The sequence below is a fragment of the Pseudodesulfovibrio sp. S3 genome, from assembly GCF_004025585.1.
GTDB lineage: Bacteria > Desulfobacterota > Desulfovibrionia > Desulfovibrionales > Desulfovibrionaceae > Pseudodesulfovibrio.
In genome coordinates this window covers 72,276-87,186 of the sequence record NZ_QTZO01000010.1, presented here as the reverse complement: position 1 = coordinate 87,186, position 14,911 = coordinate 72,276, and the positions used below count along the sequence as shown (strand labels likewise).

The 14,911-nt window shown below is 59.3% G+C and carries 11 protein-coding genes; 5 read left to right on the top strand and 6 right to left on the bottom strand.

Features of this window, described 5'->3' with window-relative positions; translation table 11 throughout:
• Nucleotides 1-70 precede the first annotated feature (70 nt).
• The 6 genes from DWB63_RS11950 to DWB63_RS11925 all read right to left on the bottom strand — a co-directional run bounded on the left by DWB63_RS11950 (nucleotide 71) and on the right by DWB63_RS11925 (nucleotide 6,932).
• The gene (locus DWB63_RS11950) at nucleotides 71-1,228 is read right to left on the bottom strand and encodes a twin-arginine translocation signal domain-containing protein (RefSeq protein ID WP_128329065.1); all 1,158 of its coding nucleotides are present in this window, start codon (nucleotides 1,226-1,228) and stop codon (nucleotides 71-73) included.
• 18 nt (nucleotides 1,229-1,246) lie between these two features.
• The gene (locus DWB63_RS11945) at nucleotides 1,247-2,665 is read right to left on the bottom strand and encodes a hypothetical protein (protein ID WP_128329064.1); all 1,419 of its coding nucleotides are present in this window, start codon (nucleotides 2,663-2,665) and stop codon (nucleotides 1,247-1,249) included.
• A gap of 68 nt (nucleotides 2,666-2,733) precedes the next feature.
• The gene (locus DWB63_RS11940; RefSeq protein WP_128329063.1) at nucleotides 2,734-3,009 is read right to left on the bottom strand and encodes an apoptosis regulator Bcl-2; all 276 of its coding nucleotides are present in this window, start codon (nucleotides 3,007-3,009) and stop codon (nucleotides 2,734-2,736) included.
• Nucleotides 2,997-3,752 carry a GntR family transcriptional regulator gene (locus tag DWB63_RS11935; protein WP_164879875.1) on the bottom strand — a complete coding sequence of 252 codons (756 nt, stop codon included), beginning with the start codon at nucleotides 3,750-3,752 and terminating at the stop codon, nucleotides 2,997-2,999. The genes DWB63_RS11940 and DWB63_RS11935 overlap by 13 nt, the downstream gene beginning before the upstream one ends.
• A gap of 298 nt (nucleotides 3,753-4,050) precedes the next feature.
• Complete coding sequence (locus DWB63_RS11930; RefSeq protein ID WP_128329061.1) at nucleotides 4,051-5,337, bottom strand: hypothetical protein; 1,287 nt, start codon at nucleotides 5,335-5,337, stop codon at nucleotides 4,051-4,053.
• A gap of 188 nt (nucleotides 5,338-5,525) precedes the next feature.
• Nucleotides 5,526-6,932 carry a sigma-54 dependent transcriptional regulator gene (locus tag DWB63_RS11925; protein ID WP_128329060.1) on the bottom strand — a complete coding sequence of 469 codons (1,407 nt, stop codon included), beginning with the start codon at nucleotides 6,930-6,932 and terminating at the stop codon, nucleotides 5,526-5,528.
• 573 nt (nucleotides 6,933-7,505) lie between these two features.
• On the opposite strand from DWB63_RS11925, the gene DWB63_RS11920 reads away from it, so the two are divergent.
• Genes DWB63_RS11920 through DWB63_RS11900 form a run of 5 tightly spaced genes read left to right on the top strand, consistent with a single transcriptional unit; the run spans nucleotide 7,506 to nucleotide 14,888 of the window.
• Nucleotides 7,506-7,775 carry a transposase gene (locus DWB63_RS11920; protein WP_128329059.1) on the top strand — a complete coding sequence of 90 codons (270 nt, stop codon included), beginning with the start codon at nucleotides 7,506-7,508 and terminating at the stop codon, nucleotides 7,773-7,775.
• A 22-nt stretch (nucleotides 7,776-7,797) separates the two neighbouring features.
• The gene (locus tag DWB63_RS11915; protein ID WP_128329058.1) at nucleotides 7,798-9,831 is read left to right on the top strand and encodes a CoB--CoM heterodisulfide reductase iron-sulfur subunit A family protein; all 2,034 of its coding nucleotides are present in this window, start codon (nucleotides 7,798-7,800) and stop codon (nucleotides 9,829-9,831) included.
• A gap of 10 nt (nucleotides 9,832-9,841) precedes the next feature.
• On the top strand, nucleotides 9,842-10,267 hold the full coding sequence (locus tag DWB63_RS11910; RefSeq protein WP_128329057.1) for a hydrogenase iron-sulfur subunit: 426 nt from the start codon (nucleotides 9,842-9,844) through the stop codon (nucleotides 10,265-10,267).
• 24 nt (nucleotides 10,268-10,291) lie between these two features.
• Nucleotides 10,292-11,440 carry a 4Fe-4S dicluster domain-containing protein gene (locus DWB63_RS11905; protein WP_128329056.1) on the top strand — a complete coding sequence of 383 codons (1,149 nt, stop codon included), beginning with the start codon at nucleotides 10,292-10,294 and terminating at the stop codon, nucleotides 11,438-11,440.
• Nucleotides 11,441-11,456: 16 nt separating this feature from the next.
• Complete coding sequence (locus tag DWB63_RS11900) at nucleotides 11,457-14,888, top strand: 4Fe-4S binding protein (RefSeq protein WP_128329055.1); 3,432 nt, start codon at nucleotides 11,457-11,459, stop codon at nucleotides 14,886-14,888.
• Nucleotides 14,889-14,911 lie beyond the last annotated feature (23 nt).

The following is a 14,911-nucleotide window of genomic DNA, read 5'->3' as shown; positions in this document are numbered from 1 at the left end:
TGCGGCTCCGAAGGTGCCGGCCACCCCGCCGTAAGGCGGAAGCGGCCGGCGTTTATGAGGTTGGGGTGGGTTAGCCGAAGGTGATGGTGTCCCCGTTGCCGAGGTAGGCCTTGTCCTTGGAACGGTTTTTGGCGGTGCCTTCAACCACCGGATACCCGGCGGCGATGAACTTCTTGGCACACAGTACGCCCGTGCAGTGGTTGCAGCCGATGCGTTCGAATCCATAGTCGCCCAGGGAGATGACCAGGTCGTCGTACTTGGGGTCCCAGTCGTCAAAGGGCGAGATGTGCAGGCCGCCGTAGATGCCGTAGCACTTGTCGTTTTCGTACTTGATTTCGTTGTAGGCGGTTTCGGCGAACCGGATGATGCCCTGGTGGCAGCAGCCGGTGACGCTGACCAGTCCCTTGTCGGCCACGTTGAAGTAAAGGGATTGTTCCCCGTACACGCGGCAGATGATGGGGATGGCGAAGACGTAGCTCGCCATGCCGGGAATGACCTTGTTCAGGCCGTTCTTGACCGTGATCAACTTGCCCTTGTGACCGCAGTCCTTGATGTACTGCAAACCTTCCGGGTAGAACCCTTCCGGGATGTAGATGGTGATTTCCGGGTCGTATTTCAGCGCGACCGGAAGCCCCCAGAAGTGGTCGAAGTGTTCATGGGAGAAGAACAGGGCTTCGATTTCCTTGTTTTCGAGCATCTTGTCGATGCCTTCCCGCTTGAACGCCTCGTCGCACCATTTGTAGGACCAGCCGACATCAAGCAGGTATTTGGTCTTTTTGCCGTCCATCTGCTCCACTTCCACCAGGGCTGCGTAGCCGCCGGCGTTCTCGGGATGCACGGAGTTGCCCTCGATTATTTTCCAGGCTTCTTCCAGTCGGTTGGGAAGCAGGTGCTTGATCTGGGCGATGCCCTCTTCGTAGGAGCCCTTGCCAAGGCCCTTGCCGTTGCCGAACGGCGGCCAGTTGTAATCGTACTGGTTGACCAGCAACCCGCCAGCGCCCTTGATGTCGCCCATGAGAACGCCGTTTTCAAACCAGCTGGTCTCCGAGATGTTGGTCACTTTGACGCTTTTGCAGACGCCGATGTCGGTCATCTTGCGTTCTGCCTGGGTGAAGTGGCTCTTGCGCATGGGCGAATACGAATACAGTCCCATTGCGCCCAGAAGGCCCACGCCCACGCCGGTGGCGGCTCCCTTCAGGAAGTCGCGTCTGTTTATGTTGTCTGACATGCGATACTCCTTTCCGGGCTAGTTGCCGGGGATGATGTTGACGGCTGCATACACTGCTGGCAGTGCCCATACCGTGATAAAGTAGAAGACCACGCCCATGGCCACGCCTGCCGTCAGGCCCACGCCGAACTTCGGCGACCAGCGGACGTCCTCGATGGCCGCCTTCTTGGCAGCATGATCGGCTTCGATCTCTTCAGCGGTCTTGGGAACCATCTTCCATGCGGGCCAGTTGTCCATGAACCAATGGTGGACCAACCAGATGTTGACCAGCCAGATCATCGGGATCATCGGGAACTGTTGCGGGTGGGAGAAGCCTTTCTGGGTGCCCAGGAACATGTGCGAGGTCTTGTAGTAAACGATGTACAGCGCGATGGCGCCGATCAGGGTGACCACGGTGCGCAGCAGGACGTTTACTGGCATGGAGTATTTCTTGGGCCAGTTGTCGCAGTAGAAGGTCACGAACAGGGCCGGGACCAGGAAGAAGATGGCCATTTCGCCCACGTGCAGCCAGCGCCAGTCGGGCGCGAACGCGCGGCGGGTGCCTCGGATGGCTTCGCCCCAGGTCAGTTCCTGAGCGAAGTAGAGGAAGAAGTGCATGGCCAGGGCAATACCGATGATGCCGAAGAAACAGGCAAAACGGCGTGCCCAGTCGTTCTTGATCAGGTTGAAGGGATACCGCTCCCAGATGGTTTCCACCAGCCAGACGACCACGGTGCAGCACATGATCCACGAGATGTGGAAGTTGCCGGACACGGTGTCCGCGAACTGTTCCCAGTACGGGGGCGCAATGGAGGTGAAGTACTGCCACGGATGGTACAGGATGCCCATGTGCGGATGCATGGTCACGAAGTAGACCACCAGGGACAGGAAAAAGGTCATGATCAGGATGGAGAAGCCCTTGGCTGGTTGCGAAAGTTTCTGCCAGGGTGCTTCTTCAAAGGCCACGACCCATGCGGGTGAGAGCCAACTGGCGATGGCCGCGAACATCAAAATGGCCAGGGCCGAATATTCGATGGCGAAAAAGCTGGTCACGCCGGGCAGCTTTTCCAGTTGATCCGGGTTGAAGTAAGCCAGGCCGTAGTTGCCCATGAGGCCTTCGAAAAATCCTTTGATGAGCGCCACCAGAATGACCGCCGAAATGGTCGTCAGCACGGCTCCCTTCAAAAGGGGGTGGGCCGTTTCAAGCCATTTGCGCTTGAACGGCCAGAAGTTGAAGATGTAGACCATCCAGATCATCATGATGAGCCACCAGCGGCAGTACATGTATCCCACATACGGGGTGTACATGCGCATGACGCCACGCGGGTCCTGGAATATCCACCAGGACAGATAGAACACGGCGAGCGTGATCACCAAGCTTACCAGTGCGGGAATTGGTCCCGACCAGCGCTTGACGAGTTTGCGCTCTTCTAAGTAGCCTTCGCCAAACCGTTCCATAAGTAGCCTCCTTTCAAGAGGGGGTTTCCGGATCTCAGGCCCCAACCTGCTTTCCGGTTCGTTCGGTTCTACAGCCCGGATTTCTCCGGTCCGCTTCCTGTCATGGCCCTGTATACGGCTGCCAGCAGGGTTTCGCGGTCCGGGGAGTCCGGGTCCAGCCCTAGTCGTTCTGCTTCCATTGAAAGCATCTCAGGGGGAAAGTCCCCGGCAATGGCCTCCAGTTCGTTCCAGGAAAACGGTGTCCTTTCCGGAAGGGAGGAGGGCGCGTTGCCGTCCGTGGAGGCGGCTGGCTTCTCTGCCGAGAATGTTCCCTTGAAAAAATCTCTTCGTGTCAGACAGGCCATGTTCCACCTCTGTCCCGCTGTTCGGTTTTTTCCCTCAGCGAACGGAAGACCAGATCCGTCATGGGGATCTGTTCCCGCTCTTCGAGAATGCTGCACATGCGGAGGAAATAGTTGGCCGTGATGGCCCTGGCCCATTCGCTGTCGCGGGCGCGCAGGGCATGCATCAGTTTGATATGGTCCGCAAAAATGGCCTCGCGTTCATCCCGCCGCAGGGTGAAGAAGATGTCATAGGCGGCCATGTCCGCAGAGCAGACCTGCTCGACCGTGCGCACCAGGAAATCGTTGCCCGTGCCAATGGCGATGAGCCGGAAAAAAGTCAGGCATTGGTTCCAGACCCGTTTCGGGGACTCCTGAAAGATGGAGCGGGAGATGTCCACGCTGCACCGTTTGAGCTCTTCCAGTTGACGCTCTCCGATGCGGTCCGCGGCGTGTTCGGCAATCATGGGCAGGAGCAGGTAGGCCGCTTCCAACTGGTCGGCCATGACCTTTTCCGGGCTCAGGTTGAGGTCCAGGGGGTTGTCGTGGGCCGTTGATATGCCTACCCGCATGTAGCAACCGCTGCCGGGCCGGATGGCAACCAGCCCCCGAGCCTCCAGGGAATGCAGGATGGACCGGAGGGTGTTCCGGCTCACCTCGAGCATGGTCTCCAGCCGCCGTTCGGAGGGCAGCCTGTCGCCGGCCTTGAGCTCCATGTCCTGGATGATCTGTCCGAGTTTTTCGAGCGCCTTGTCTTTTTTGTTCATGATGCACCATGGTCCTCGGGCAATTACAGCCATATTGGAATTACCAATTAGCCGCCCGACAACAGTGGTGCCAACAAAATTGTAGAAAAAGGGGGTCGTTGAGCCAATTGTAGGTCTATATTGACCCAATATAGTAATTGGTAGAACCAATCAAGGCGTATGTGTCGTGATAACCGGGTGACCCGGTCCGGGGTGAAAACGACAGTTGACCGATGAGGGGCGTTTGCCTGAGGCAGTGCAGGAGTACGAAACATGGCAGGGCGCCGTGCTTCGCAAGATGGTTCGGAGCGGGTGATCCCTAGGAGCGGTTTCGTTTGGCCCGTTTGGGGCGGAGGGTGCGGGCGGCGTCGTTCAGGGGGGTGAGGATGTCGTCAAAGGCATCGGGTTTTACCCCTGCGAACTGATCCGGTTCGGTGGAACAGAGGATGAGGACGGTGCGCAGCGTCTTGCGTTCATAAAATGGTTTGGCGAAGTAGGAGCGGATGCCGCGTGGGATGAACAGGGCCCAATCAATGGGTTTGATGCTGTCCAGGGTGTCGTCTACCACCAGGTGATCCAGATTGAAGCGGACGATGTCTTCGGCAATGGTTCCCCTGTATGAGAACTCTTCTCCCTGCGGCATGTTGGCAAGGGGGGCGCCTGCTCCGGCTACAAAGACCTTGTTGCTGCGGGCATGGATGACAGAAAGCATGATCGCGTTGCACCGTGTGCTGATGGAGGGGTGTTTCAGCGCCTGTTCGAGCATGGCGGCAAGGTCCGGTGCATCCTTGAATCCGGCTTTCAGGTTTTTGGTCTGCGTCTGGGCGTCGGCGTCATTTTCCTTGTTGATCGGGGTGACCGACATCCTGATGAGCGCGGTCTGCCTCCACGGGACCCAGTGGAGTTTCGTTTCGGCCTTGAAGGGTTCGCCCTGTGTCGTGTTGAAATCGAGCAGGCCGGCCCAGGGTTTGTCAGGCAGATCGTTGAGTATGGCTTCGAGTTTCGTTTCGTTGGTTTTCGGGGACACTTCGGAAAAATGCGGCAGTCTTCCGTTGGATGACCTCGGCAGGCTGAAGAGATTCCTGGCGGCGGCGTTGGCCTGCCTGATGCGCAGGGACTGGTGATTGATCAGGAGGACCGGGGTCGGTACGTGATTGATGCGCAATCGCGCCGCTTCCTCGTTTTTCTGGATGTCCCGGATGACATGCACGGTGTCGCCGATGTCCAGGAGATACCCGTAATAATAGCGCGGGTCCGACGAATTGACCGCTCCTGTCAGCTTGAGCCACATGATGGAGTCGTTCGGGGTGTACACCCTGAAGGCCGTTGCCATGGTGCGGCCCTGGCTGACCGCGTCCAGAAAGGTGTCCAGCAGATGGGCGTCTTCAGGGAGAAGCATCTGTTTGCGGAAGGCCTTGTTCTTCAAAAAGAGCTGGGCGCTGTCGCCGAGCGGCAGCAGGGGATAGTTGTTGAGGAATTCGATACGGGAGCGGGCTATTTCGATACGCCAAAGCAGAGCGGGGAAATCATCCACAAAACTCCGCAGGTCTTCCACGGGTATGGCGTTTTCCCTGTCCTGGCCGCCTATGTCGGTATCGCGTATCATCTCATGTCCTCTTGTCCCTTGGCTAAGTACTGCAACTGGTAGGGACGGTCAACGCTGGGAATCGGGAAACTCTCCGCAGTGGGGACGGCAGTGGGCGGATTTCGAGTTCCAGGTTGCCCTCCACTTTGCCGATGCCGGGCGTATACGGCATGCGCCAACCTCTGTCGAGGCCGTCGGTCCCGGGCGCTTTATGGTTTGGTGATGGCATACCGTTTGAGCAGGGCATAGAGCCGGGCACGTGAGAGTCCCGCTATCCGGCAGGACTGTTCCATGTCGCCGAGAGTGATCCGCATCAGGTTCTTGAGATACTGCGTTTCAAGTTCCAGTATCTGCTGTTTGCGATGGGATTTCAGATCGGGAAAAGTGTCTGCATCGAGTATTTCCGTTTCCTGTTCGGACTGTGTGTCTGTTGCATTTCCCAGTGCCCGGCGGGCGAGCTGTGCCCGGATGGTCTTGGGAAGATGTCGCGGGTAGAGGATGGCTTCCTTTCCGGCCTGGGCAATGGCTTGTTCTATGGTGTTCATGAGTTCCCTGATGTTGCCGGGCCAATCATATTGCATGAGCGCGTCCAGGAAATCCGATGAAAACCCCTTGCCTTCTATTTTCATCCGCTGGCAATGGCGGCGGATGAAATTGCAGGCCAGTTCGTTGATGTCTTCGGCGATGGCCCTGAGCGGCGGGAGTTGGATCTGGATTCCGAGGAGCCGGTAGAAGAGATCCCGCCTGAATTCCTCTCTCTGGACCATTTCCTCCAGGTTGCGGTTGGTTGCCGCGAGCAGTCGGAAATTGCTGGTGACCTCCTTGACGCCGCCGACCGGTCTGAAGCTTCGTCCCTCCAGGACCCTCAAGAAGACCTTTTGCATGGAGATCGGCAGTTCGCCGATTTCGTCGAGAAAGAGCGTTCCTCCGTCCGCCTGCTTGATGAGGCCAATGGAGTGATGGTCGGCGCTGGTGTATGCGCCCCGTTCATGGCCGAACAGCAGGTTCTCTGCCAGGGTGTCTGGCAGTGCCGCGCAGTCCACGACCACGAACGGCTTTTTCTCCCGAGCGCTGTTTTTGTGGATGGCCCTGGCGAAGAGCTCCTTGCCGGTTCCGGTCTCCCCGAAGAGGAGCACGTTGCTGTCGGTGGCCGCCGCCTGGGCCACGGTATCCAGGCAGGCCAGGAGCAGGCGGCTGTTCCCTATGATCCCTTCCCTGCGCAGGGAAATCGGAACACCCGTTGTGCTTTTTTCGGTCTGGTACTCAATGATCCTGTGTATGTGCACGAGCAGCCGCTGCATGTTCGGCGGCTTGATCATGTAGTTCCACGCCCCGTTCTCTATGGCCTTTTCCACCACGTCCGGGTCTCTGTTTCGGGAGATGATGATGACTTCGGGAAAGGAGGGGATTTCTCTTATGGTGGCAAGAAAATCCAGGCAATCGCCGTCCGGGAGGCCGTCGCCGATCAGCACGATCTTATAATTGCCCATGTGGAGCATGCCCATGGCCCGGGCAAGGCAATTGCAGGATGCCGCAGGCAGCCCATGGCGCAGGAGGTCCGCTTCCAATTGCGTGGCAAAGGAAATGTCGCCGTCTATGATGAGGATGTCAGCCATGGCGTTCGCCCCACGATAATTAATCCGTCATATCATATCACGTTATTGTACGGATGTGTCAATAAACCGTTGCTTATGAATTCATTGGCAAAAAGTATTTAATAACAGCAGTGCTCCCATGAATATCGCCGGACAAGATGGTCTGCAGACCCTGCATGGCCGGTATCCAAGAGAGTGCCGGTGGACCTATGGGAGCACAATCGTTTCCTTTATCGGCGCTGGGTGTCACCTCATTCTGCGCCCGGTCTTGTCAGACAAGACAAATCCAGCAGCACAAGACGAAAATCCCTTGTTTCCGATTGCATTTCAGCCGTTTCACAGTGGTTCTCCATGAGCAATCGCAGAAGATTACTGCGCATATTCATAACGGTACGGATATTGATCTTGAGAAGAAGAGACACCCTTGGTTGCGTGGTTTGAAAACAGGTGTGTGTTTTTTTCTCCTGAATGACAACAGGTTGCCGCGGAAAGCCTTGAGGAACAAGAGCGCAGGCCGATGCAGGCCTTCTCAAGGTCACCATGAAAAGGCCCTGAAATGAGAAGACGAGGGGACGGTCGGCAGGAGGTGGGCGGATGCGAAGGAAATGGGATGCAAGGACAAAGGCGAGGCTGGTGCTGGAAGGGCTCATGGGGGGGTGCGTCAACGAGCTGTGCCGGTCCCACGATCTTCGGCCCGGTCAATATTACAAGTGGCGGGGGTATTTTCTGGAGCACTGCCATCAGGTTTTCGAGAGACCCCCGAACGCCCAGGACGAGTCGGAGTTGGCAGTGGAGAACGAGAAGCTCAAGCGACTTGTCGGTGAGTTGACCCTGGAATTGAACAGCGGCAAGAGCATTCGTTGACCACCTGCGGGAGGGGCGAGCCATGGCCAAGAAGATAGGCGTCTATGTATGTCATTGCGGGTCCAACATCGCGGGCAAGGTCGACTGTGAAGGTGTCGCTGCCTACGCAAGGGGGCTCAAGGACGTTGCGGTTTCGCGCGACTACCAGTTCATGTGTTCGGACCCCGGTCAGGAGATGATCATCAAGGATATCAGGGAATATGGCCTGAGTCGCGTGGTGGTCGCCTCCTGTTCCCCCAGGCTCCACGAAAAGACGTTCCAGGGGGCATGCGCCCGGGCTGGTCTTAATCCGTATCTGTTGCAGCATTCCTGCATCCGGGAGCATTGTTCGTGGATCACTGCGGATCCGGTCGAGGCCACGGCCAAGGCCATGCACATCGTGGAGGCCGCCGTGGAGAGGGTGGGGCAGCATCAGGAACTCTTTTCCCGTGAAGTCGACGTCCTGCCGGATGTCATGGTGGTGGGTGCCGGAATTGCCGGTATCCAGGCTTCGCTGGACATAGCCAAATCAGGGCACCGGGTGCATCTCGTGGAAAAGGGACCGTCCATCGGCGGGCATATGGCCCAGTTCGACAAGACGTTTCCGACCCTGGATTGCGCGGCCTGCATCTCCACCCCCAAGATGGTGGCGGTTTCCCAGGAACCGAACATCAACCTCATGACCTGGAGCGAGGTCGATGAGGTTTCCGGCTTCGTGGGCAACTACACGGTTACGGTCCGGCACAAGCCCCGCTACATCAATGCGGATATCTGCACTGGGTGCGGTGCCTGCCTGGAAAAGTGTCCGACCAAGGCACCCAGCGAGTTCGATGAAGGGCTGACCAGGCGCAAGGCCATTTTCAGGAATTCACCGCAGGCCGTGCCGAACACGCCGGTCATTGACGGGACCATCTGCAAGATGATCACCAAGGGCAAGTGCGGCGTCTGCCAGACGATCTGTCCCACCGGGGCCATCGATTACGAGATGAAGGAGAGCCTTGAGGTCTTTCATGTGGGCAGCATCGTGCTGGCCACCGGGTACGCGGCCATGGACCCGACGCCCATGGCCGAATACGGGTTCGGCAGGTTCGACGAGGTCTATACGGCCCTCCAGTTCGAGCGGCTGAACAACGCTGTGGGTCCGACCGGCGGCAAGATTCTCATGAAGAACGGCAAGTTGCCCGAGAGCGTGGCCATCATCCATTGCGTGGGCAGCCGTGACAAGAATTACCACGAATACTGCTCGCGAACCTGCTGCATGTACGCCCTCAAGTACGATCACCTGATCAAGGACAAGGTGGGGCACAACACCAAGGTATATAATTTCTACATAGATATGCGGTGCTTCGGCAAGGGGTACGAGGAATTCTACAAGCGGGTGCAGGAAGAGGGCGTGACCTTCATCCGTGGCCGTCCCGCAGAGATCGTCCAGGAGAACGGCAAGCTGGTGGTCATCGGCGAGGATACGCTCCTCGACATGAACGTGCGGGTGCCGGTGGACATGGTCGTGCTCTGTACCGCCATGGAGGCGCAGCCCGACATGACCGAGGTGGCCCGTGTCTTCGGCGTCGCCCAGGGCCAGGACGGCTTCTTTCTGGAAGAGCACCCCAAGCTCGGGCCGGTCTCCACGGCCACGGACGGCGTGTTCCTGGCCGGAGCCTGCCAGGGACCCAAGGATATCCCGGACGCCGTGGCCCACGCATCGGGCGGTGCGGCACAGGCCTTGGCCCTGGCGGCCCGTGGCAAGGTGTCCATTTCGCCGACCACGTCATGGATCAATCCGGATGTCTGCGTCGGCTGCAAGGTGTGCGTGGGGCTGTGCCCCTATTCCGCCATCGAGTTCGACGAGCGCAGGCAGGTGGCCGTGATCAACGAGGCCATGTGCAAGGGGTGCGGCAGTTGCGCCGGGTATTGTCCCAGCGGAGCGGCCCAGATCAAGCATTTCAACGAGAACCAGATATTCAACGAGATAGATGGACTGTTGGGCATGATGGAAGACATCCCGCCGGACATCGGCAGGCCAGGCACAATGCCGGATGACTCTTCCGCAGCAACCCGGCCCAATCCATCGGCCTGAGGAGGCGGATATGCATACTGAATTCGAGCCGACCATACTGGCCTTTGTCTGCAACTGGTGCACGTACACCGCAGCGGATCTGGCCGGGACGTCACGGATGGTGCAACAGCCCAACCTGCGGATGGTGCGGATGATGTGCACCGGCATGGTGGACCCGAAGTATATCGTCAAGTCGCTCCTGTCCGGGGCGGACGGTGTGCTGGTCAGCGGCTGCCATCCCGGCGACTGTCACTACATCAACGGGAATTACAAGGCGCGCAGGCGGGTGAAGCTCCTCAACGAGATCCTGCCGCAGTTCGGCATCGAGAAGGAGCGGGTGAAATTGACCTGGGTCGGGGCCAGCGAAGGCAATGAATTCGCGGCGACCGTGAACAATTTCATCAACGAGATCAGGGAACTCGGCCCCATGGAAGTCCGTTCCATGGCCGTGGTCTGATTTGATTCACAGGGAGGGTGCGACATGGCGACCACAGCGAAAATACAGGTTGAAGGGGATAATCCGGTGCTGGCTCTCCAGGGCTTCCTGAAGGGGCTTCTGGATGACGAATCCCTGGGCGGCATTCTGGTGCCGGTGCATCTTTTCGGCAAGGGAATGCCGATGCCGACGCTGGTGACGAATCCGGTCCAGTTGACCGGAGCGGACCCCCTGGCCCCGGCCTACCCCATGAACAGCGCCAAGCTCCTGGCCCGCCTGACCCGCGGTCAGTCGGGCGAGCGGATCGCCGCGGTCATGCGGCCGTGCGAAATCAGGGCCTTTGTCGAACTGGTCAAGCTCAACCAGGGCAGTCTCGACGATGTCGTCATCGTGGGCATGGATTGCATGGGGGCCTATGACAACGTCAGCTACAAGACGTTTCGAGGCGACGGGGATGCGGTCGAGGCCACGCTTGAATTCCATGGTCCGACGGGAAGCGGCCCGGACACTTCGCGAAACGGTGTCGACATTACACCGGCCTGCCGGGCCTGCGAGCATCCCGATCCCCAGAATGCGGACATCGTCATCGGCATAGCCGGGGCCAATCTGCACATGGCGATTCCTGTCCTGGCCACCAGCGCCAGGGGGGAAGCCCTGCTCAGCGGGATGGGCCTGCCCGCCGTGGATTCGGCCAATGGCCGGGACAAGGCCCTTGAATCCCTGATTGCGAACCGGGTGGCCTACCGGGACGCCATGCTGGAGAAGACCAGGGCGGCCACCGGCACGCTGACCGATCTCTCCGAATATCTCTCTGCCTGCGTCAATTGCTACAACTGCCGGGTGGCCTGCCCTGTCTGCTACTGCAAGGAGTGCGTGTTCAACACCGACGTCTTCGAGCACAAGCCGTGGCAGTACATGGAGTGGGCCAAGCGCAAGGGCAGTCTGAAGATGCCCACGGACACCATCTTCTATCATCTGACCCGCATGGCGCACATGAGTACGGCCTGTGTCGGGTGCGGGCAGTGTTCCAACGCCTGTCCCAACGATATCCCCGTGATGGAGCTGTTCCGGTCCGTGGCGGCCCGGACGCAGGAAAGCTTCGAGTACGAAGCAGGCAGAAGCCTCGACGAACCGCCGCCGCTGTCCGTGTTCAAGGAAGACGAGTTCCAGGACACGGTGTCGCACATGATCTGATCTCCGGGAGGGCGCTATGAGAAAGCAGTATGGGGCATTGGTGGTCGGCGCCGGAATAGGCGGCATCCGGGCCGCCCTGGACCTGGCCGTCACCGGGCACAAGGTCGCCCTTATCGACAGGCGGCCGAATCATGGCGGCATTTTGAGTCAGTTGGACTATCAGTTTCCCACCGACCATTGCGGCATGTGCAGGATGCTGCCGCTCATGGCGCGGGATTCGTCCAGTCAGTTCTGCCTGCGCAAGGGGCTGTTCCACGACAATATCGACATCCTGCTCTCCACGGAAGTGGCATCACTGGAAGGCGAGCCCGGAAAATTCCTTGTTTCCCTGAAGCGCAAGTCGCCCCTGATCGATCCGAGCAGGTGCGTGAGTTGCGGCAAGTGTTCCGAAGTCTGTCCGGTGCGGGTTCCCAGCGAATTCAACGCCGGATTGACCCAGCGCACGGCAGTGTACCTGCCCACGCCCCATGCCATCCCGAATCATTATGTCCTTGACCTGGACAATTGCCAGCGGTGTTGGAAATGCCATGAAGCCTGCCCCACCGGGGCCATCGATTTCAAGTTTGATCAGCGTCAGGATTTCCATATTCTCATCGTGGACAGTGATGCCGGTCTGGTCGGTTTTATGCTGGAAAGTCTGAAGGAACAGAATTTCCCCCTCCACTGTGTCGTGACCGGGCAGGAGGCCGTGGACATGGTCGCCTCGAACGACAGAATCCGCCTGGTGCTTCTGGGCACGAATATCGAGGACATGGATGCCGAGCGTGTGTTGACCCGTGTCCTTGAACTGCGTGCGCAGATGCCTGTGGTGGTCATGACTGAGGCGGGACAGGAGGACAAGGGCAACGACCTGGTCATGCAGGGCGCGCGGGAATCGTTGACCAAGTCCTTTGCGGCCAAGCGTTTCGTGGCCTGGCTGGACAAGTTGTATATGCGCATCATGTCCGACACCACCGAGGAACTCGAAGTCGGGGCCGTGGTCCTGGCGGGCGGGTTCGAGTGCTACAATCCCAGGATGAACCCCGAGGGGAGCGAGGATATCTGGAATTACAATCATCCCGGCGTGCTCACGGCAGTGGAGTTCGAGCGTCTGCTGAGCGGCACGGGGCCCACGGGCGGCCGATTGCTTCGTCCCGGCGACAACGCGCCGGTCAGGAGCATCGCCTGGATACAGTGTGTCGGCTCCCGTGATGTCCAGAAGAACGCTGATTTCTGTTCCGGCATCTGTTGCATGTTTTCCATCAAGGAGTCCGTTCTTGCCAAGAAGGTCACCGGAGGTGCGGTCGACGCCACCATATTCTACATGGACATGCGGACATCCGGTAAGGAGTACCAGCGATACCGCAATCGGGCGGAATTTGAGGAGGGCGTTCGCTTCGTGCGCAGCCGGCCCCACACGATCATGCCTTCGGACGACGGGGCGGGGCTGAAGGTCGGGTACATGCGCGAGGACGGGAAGATCTTCTTCGAGACGTTCGACATGGTGGTTCTGGCCGTGGGCGCGCGTCCGCCGCAGGGCATGGAAAAGTTCGCCCTGACCACCGGCCTGGACCTCAACCAATGGGGTTTTGCCCAGACGCAGCCCTACAGGCGCGAGAGGACCAGCCGTTTGGGCGTCTTTGCCGCCGGGGCTTTCGGCGAACCAAAGGACATCGCCGAATCCGTGATCCAGGCGGGAGCCGCCGCCCAGGCCGCTTCACGTATCATCAAGGTCTACGATGTGCTTGCCGGTATCGAGGCCGATCCGGACACGGAATATCCCGATGTGTCCAGGGAGTCGCCCCGGACCATGGTGGCCGTGTGCACGTCCTGCCCCACCCTGGAAAAGGCCGTTGACCTGGAGGCCCTGAGCCGGAAGATGTCCAGAGTGCATTCCGTCTGCAAGGTGGTCTCGGTCGGTTCGACCTGTACCCGGGAAGGGTGGGAGGCCATCGAACAGTCCGCCATGGAGTTCAAGCCGAACCGGATTCTGATCGGCGCGTGCATGCCTTACGCCTACATTCCCCGGCTCAAGGATCTGGGCCGGACCATTGGCCTGAATCCGGCGCTCATGGATGTGGCGGATATCTACAGCGCCACCTTTGAGGCCGCAGATGAAGGCAAGGTGGAAAAGGAGATTTATGCGGTCCTTTCCTCGGCCGTTGCCCGTTTGCAGGGCGCTGATCCGACGCCTCCCCCGGTGATGGTCAAGGTGGCCCGGTCCGCCTTGGTCGTTGGTGGCGGGCTGGCCGGAATGACTGCGGCCATGTCCATTGCCGACCAGGGGTATGGCGTCTGTCTGGTGGAAACCGAGGAGGATCTCGGCGGCATGGCCATGCGGCTGCATACGCAGCTCGACGGTTCCGACCCGCGCAAATACATGGAGGAGCTTGTCGGTCAGGTGGAGAAGCATCCCAACATCAGGGTGTTCAAGGATTCCCGCGTGGCCCTGTCCAGAGGCAGCGCCGGGATGTTCCGGTCCGTCATCGCCAGCCCCCGCGGGGTGTTCCCTCTGGAACACGGTGTTTCGATCCTCGCCACCGGCGGCCATGAGGTCAAGGTTTACGAGAGCGGACTCTGCGTCCACAAGTCGGTGATGACGCATCTTGCCCTTGAGGAGCAGCTTGCCACGGGTGTCCTTGACGCAGGTGCTTTGACAGGGGTTGCCATGATCCAGTGTTGGCGTTCGCGGGATGAGGACCGCACGTATTGCAGCCGGGTCTGTTGTCCCGAGATGCTCAAGAACGTGCTCACCCTCAAGGGGCGTAATCCGGATCTGCCCATCTATGTCTTTTATCGGGACATCATGGTCCAGGGTTTTTTGGAGACCTATTACACGCAGGCCCGCAAGGCCGGGGCCACATTCATCCGGTACGATGTGGACAACAAGCCAAAGGTGGAGTTCCAGGAAGGCAAGCCCGTCATCACGGCCTTTGATCCCGTGCTCGGCAGCGAAATACGGATTCAGGTCGACATCCTGTCCCTGTCCAGCGGCGTGGAGCCCAATGATGTGGAAGACCTGCTGGAAGTCTTTGGGGTGGAGGTCAATGAAGACGGATTCTACCAGGAGGCTGATTGCAAGTGGCGGCCCGTGGATTTCCTCAAGCAGGGCATCTACATGTGCGGGGTCGCGCACTCGCCGCGGCGAATGGATGAGACGATCTCCTCGGCAAAGGCCGCTGCCCAGCGGGCGTTGCGTATCCTGAGCGCCGAGAAGATCGCCCGCGAAACCGTGGTGGCTTCGGTCCGGCACTCCCTGTGCTCCCTGTGCCAGGCCTGTGTGTCCGCCTGTCCCTACGGTGCCCGGGTCGTGGACATGGAGGCCGAAAAGATCGTGGTGGATGAAATCCTGTGTCAGGGGTGCGGTGCGTGTGCGGCGGTTTGTCCCAACAGCGCCACCGTGCTCAAGGGATTCCATGACGGGCCGATGATGTCCGTCATTGACGCAGTGCTGGAAGAACCGGCCTAGGCCGGGGGTTGGATATTGCAAGG

Coding starts and splice junctions, on each gene's coding strand:
- DWB63_RS11950 (WP_128329065.1), bottom strand. CDS start 1,228: ATGTCAGACAACATAAACAGACGCGACTTCCTGAAGGGAGCCGCCACC.
- DWB63_RS11945 (WP_128329064.1), bottom strand. CDS start 2,665: ATGGAACGGTTTGGCGAAGGCTACTTAGAAGAGCGCAAACTCGTCAAG.
- DWB63_RS11940 (WP_128329063.1), bottom strand. CDS start 3,009: ATGGCCTGTCTGACACGAAGAGATTTTTTCAAGGGAACATTCTCGGCA.
- DWB63_RS11935 (WP_164879875.1), bottom strand. CDS start 3,752: ATGAACAAAAAAGACAAGGCGCTCGAAAAACTCGGACAGATCATCCAG.
- DWB63_RS11930 (WP_128329061.1), bottom strand. CDS start 5,337: ATGATACGCGATACCGACATAGGCGGCCAGGACAGGGAAAACGCCATA.
- DWB63_RS11925 (WP_128329060.1), bottom strand. CDS start 6,932: ATGGCTGACATCCTCATCATAGACGGCGACATTTCCTTTGCCACGCAA.
- DWB63_RS11920 (WP_128329059.1), top strand. CDS start 7,506: ATGCGAAGGAAATGGGATGCAAGGACAAAGGCGAGGCTGGTGCTGGAA.
- DWB63_RS11915 (WP_128329058.1), top strand. CDS start 7,798: ATGGCCAAGAAGATAGGCGTCTATGTATGTCATTGCGGGTCCAACATC.
- DWB63_RS11910 (WP_128329057.1), top strand. CDS start 9,842: ATGCATACTGAATTCGAGCCGACCATACTGGCCTTTGTCTGCAACTGG.
- DWB63_RS11905 (WP_128329056.1), top strand. CDS start 10,292: ATGGCGACCACAGCGAAAATACAGGTTGAAGGGGATAATCCGGTGCTG.
- DWB63_RS11900 (WP_128329055.1), top strand. CDS start 11,457: ATGAGAAAGCAGTATGGGGCATTGGTGGTCGGCGCCGGAATAGGCGGC.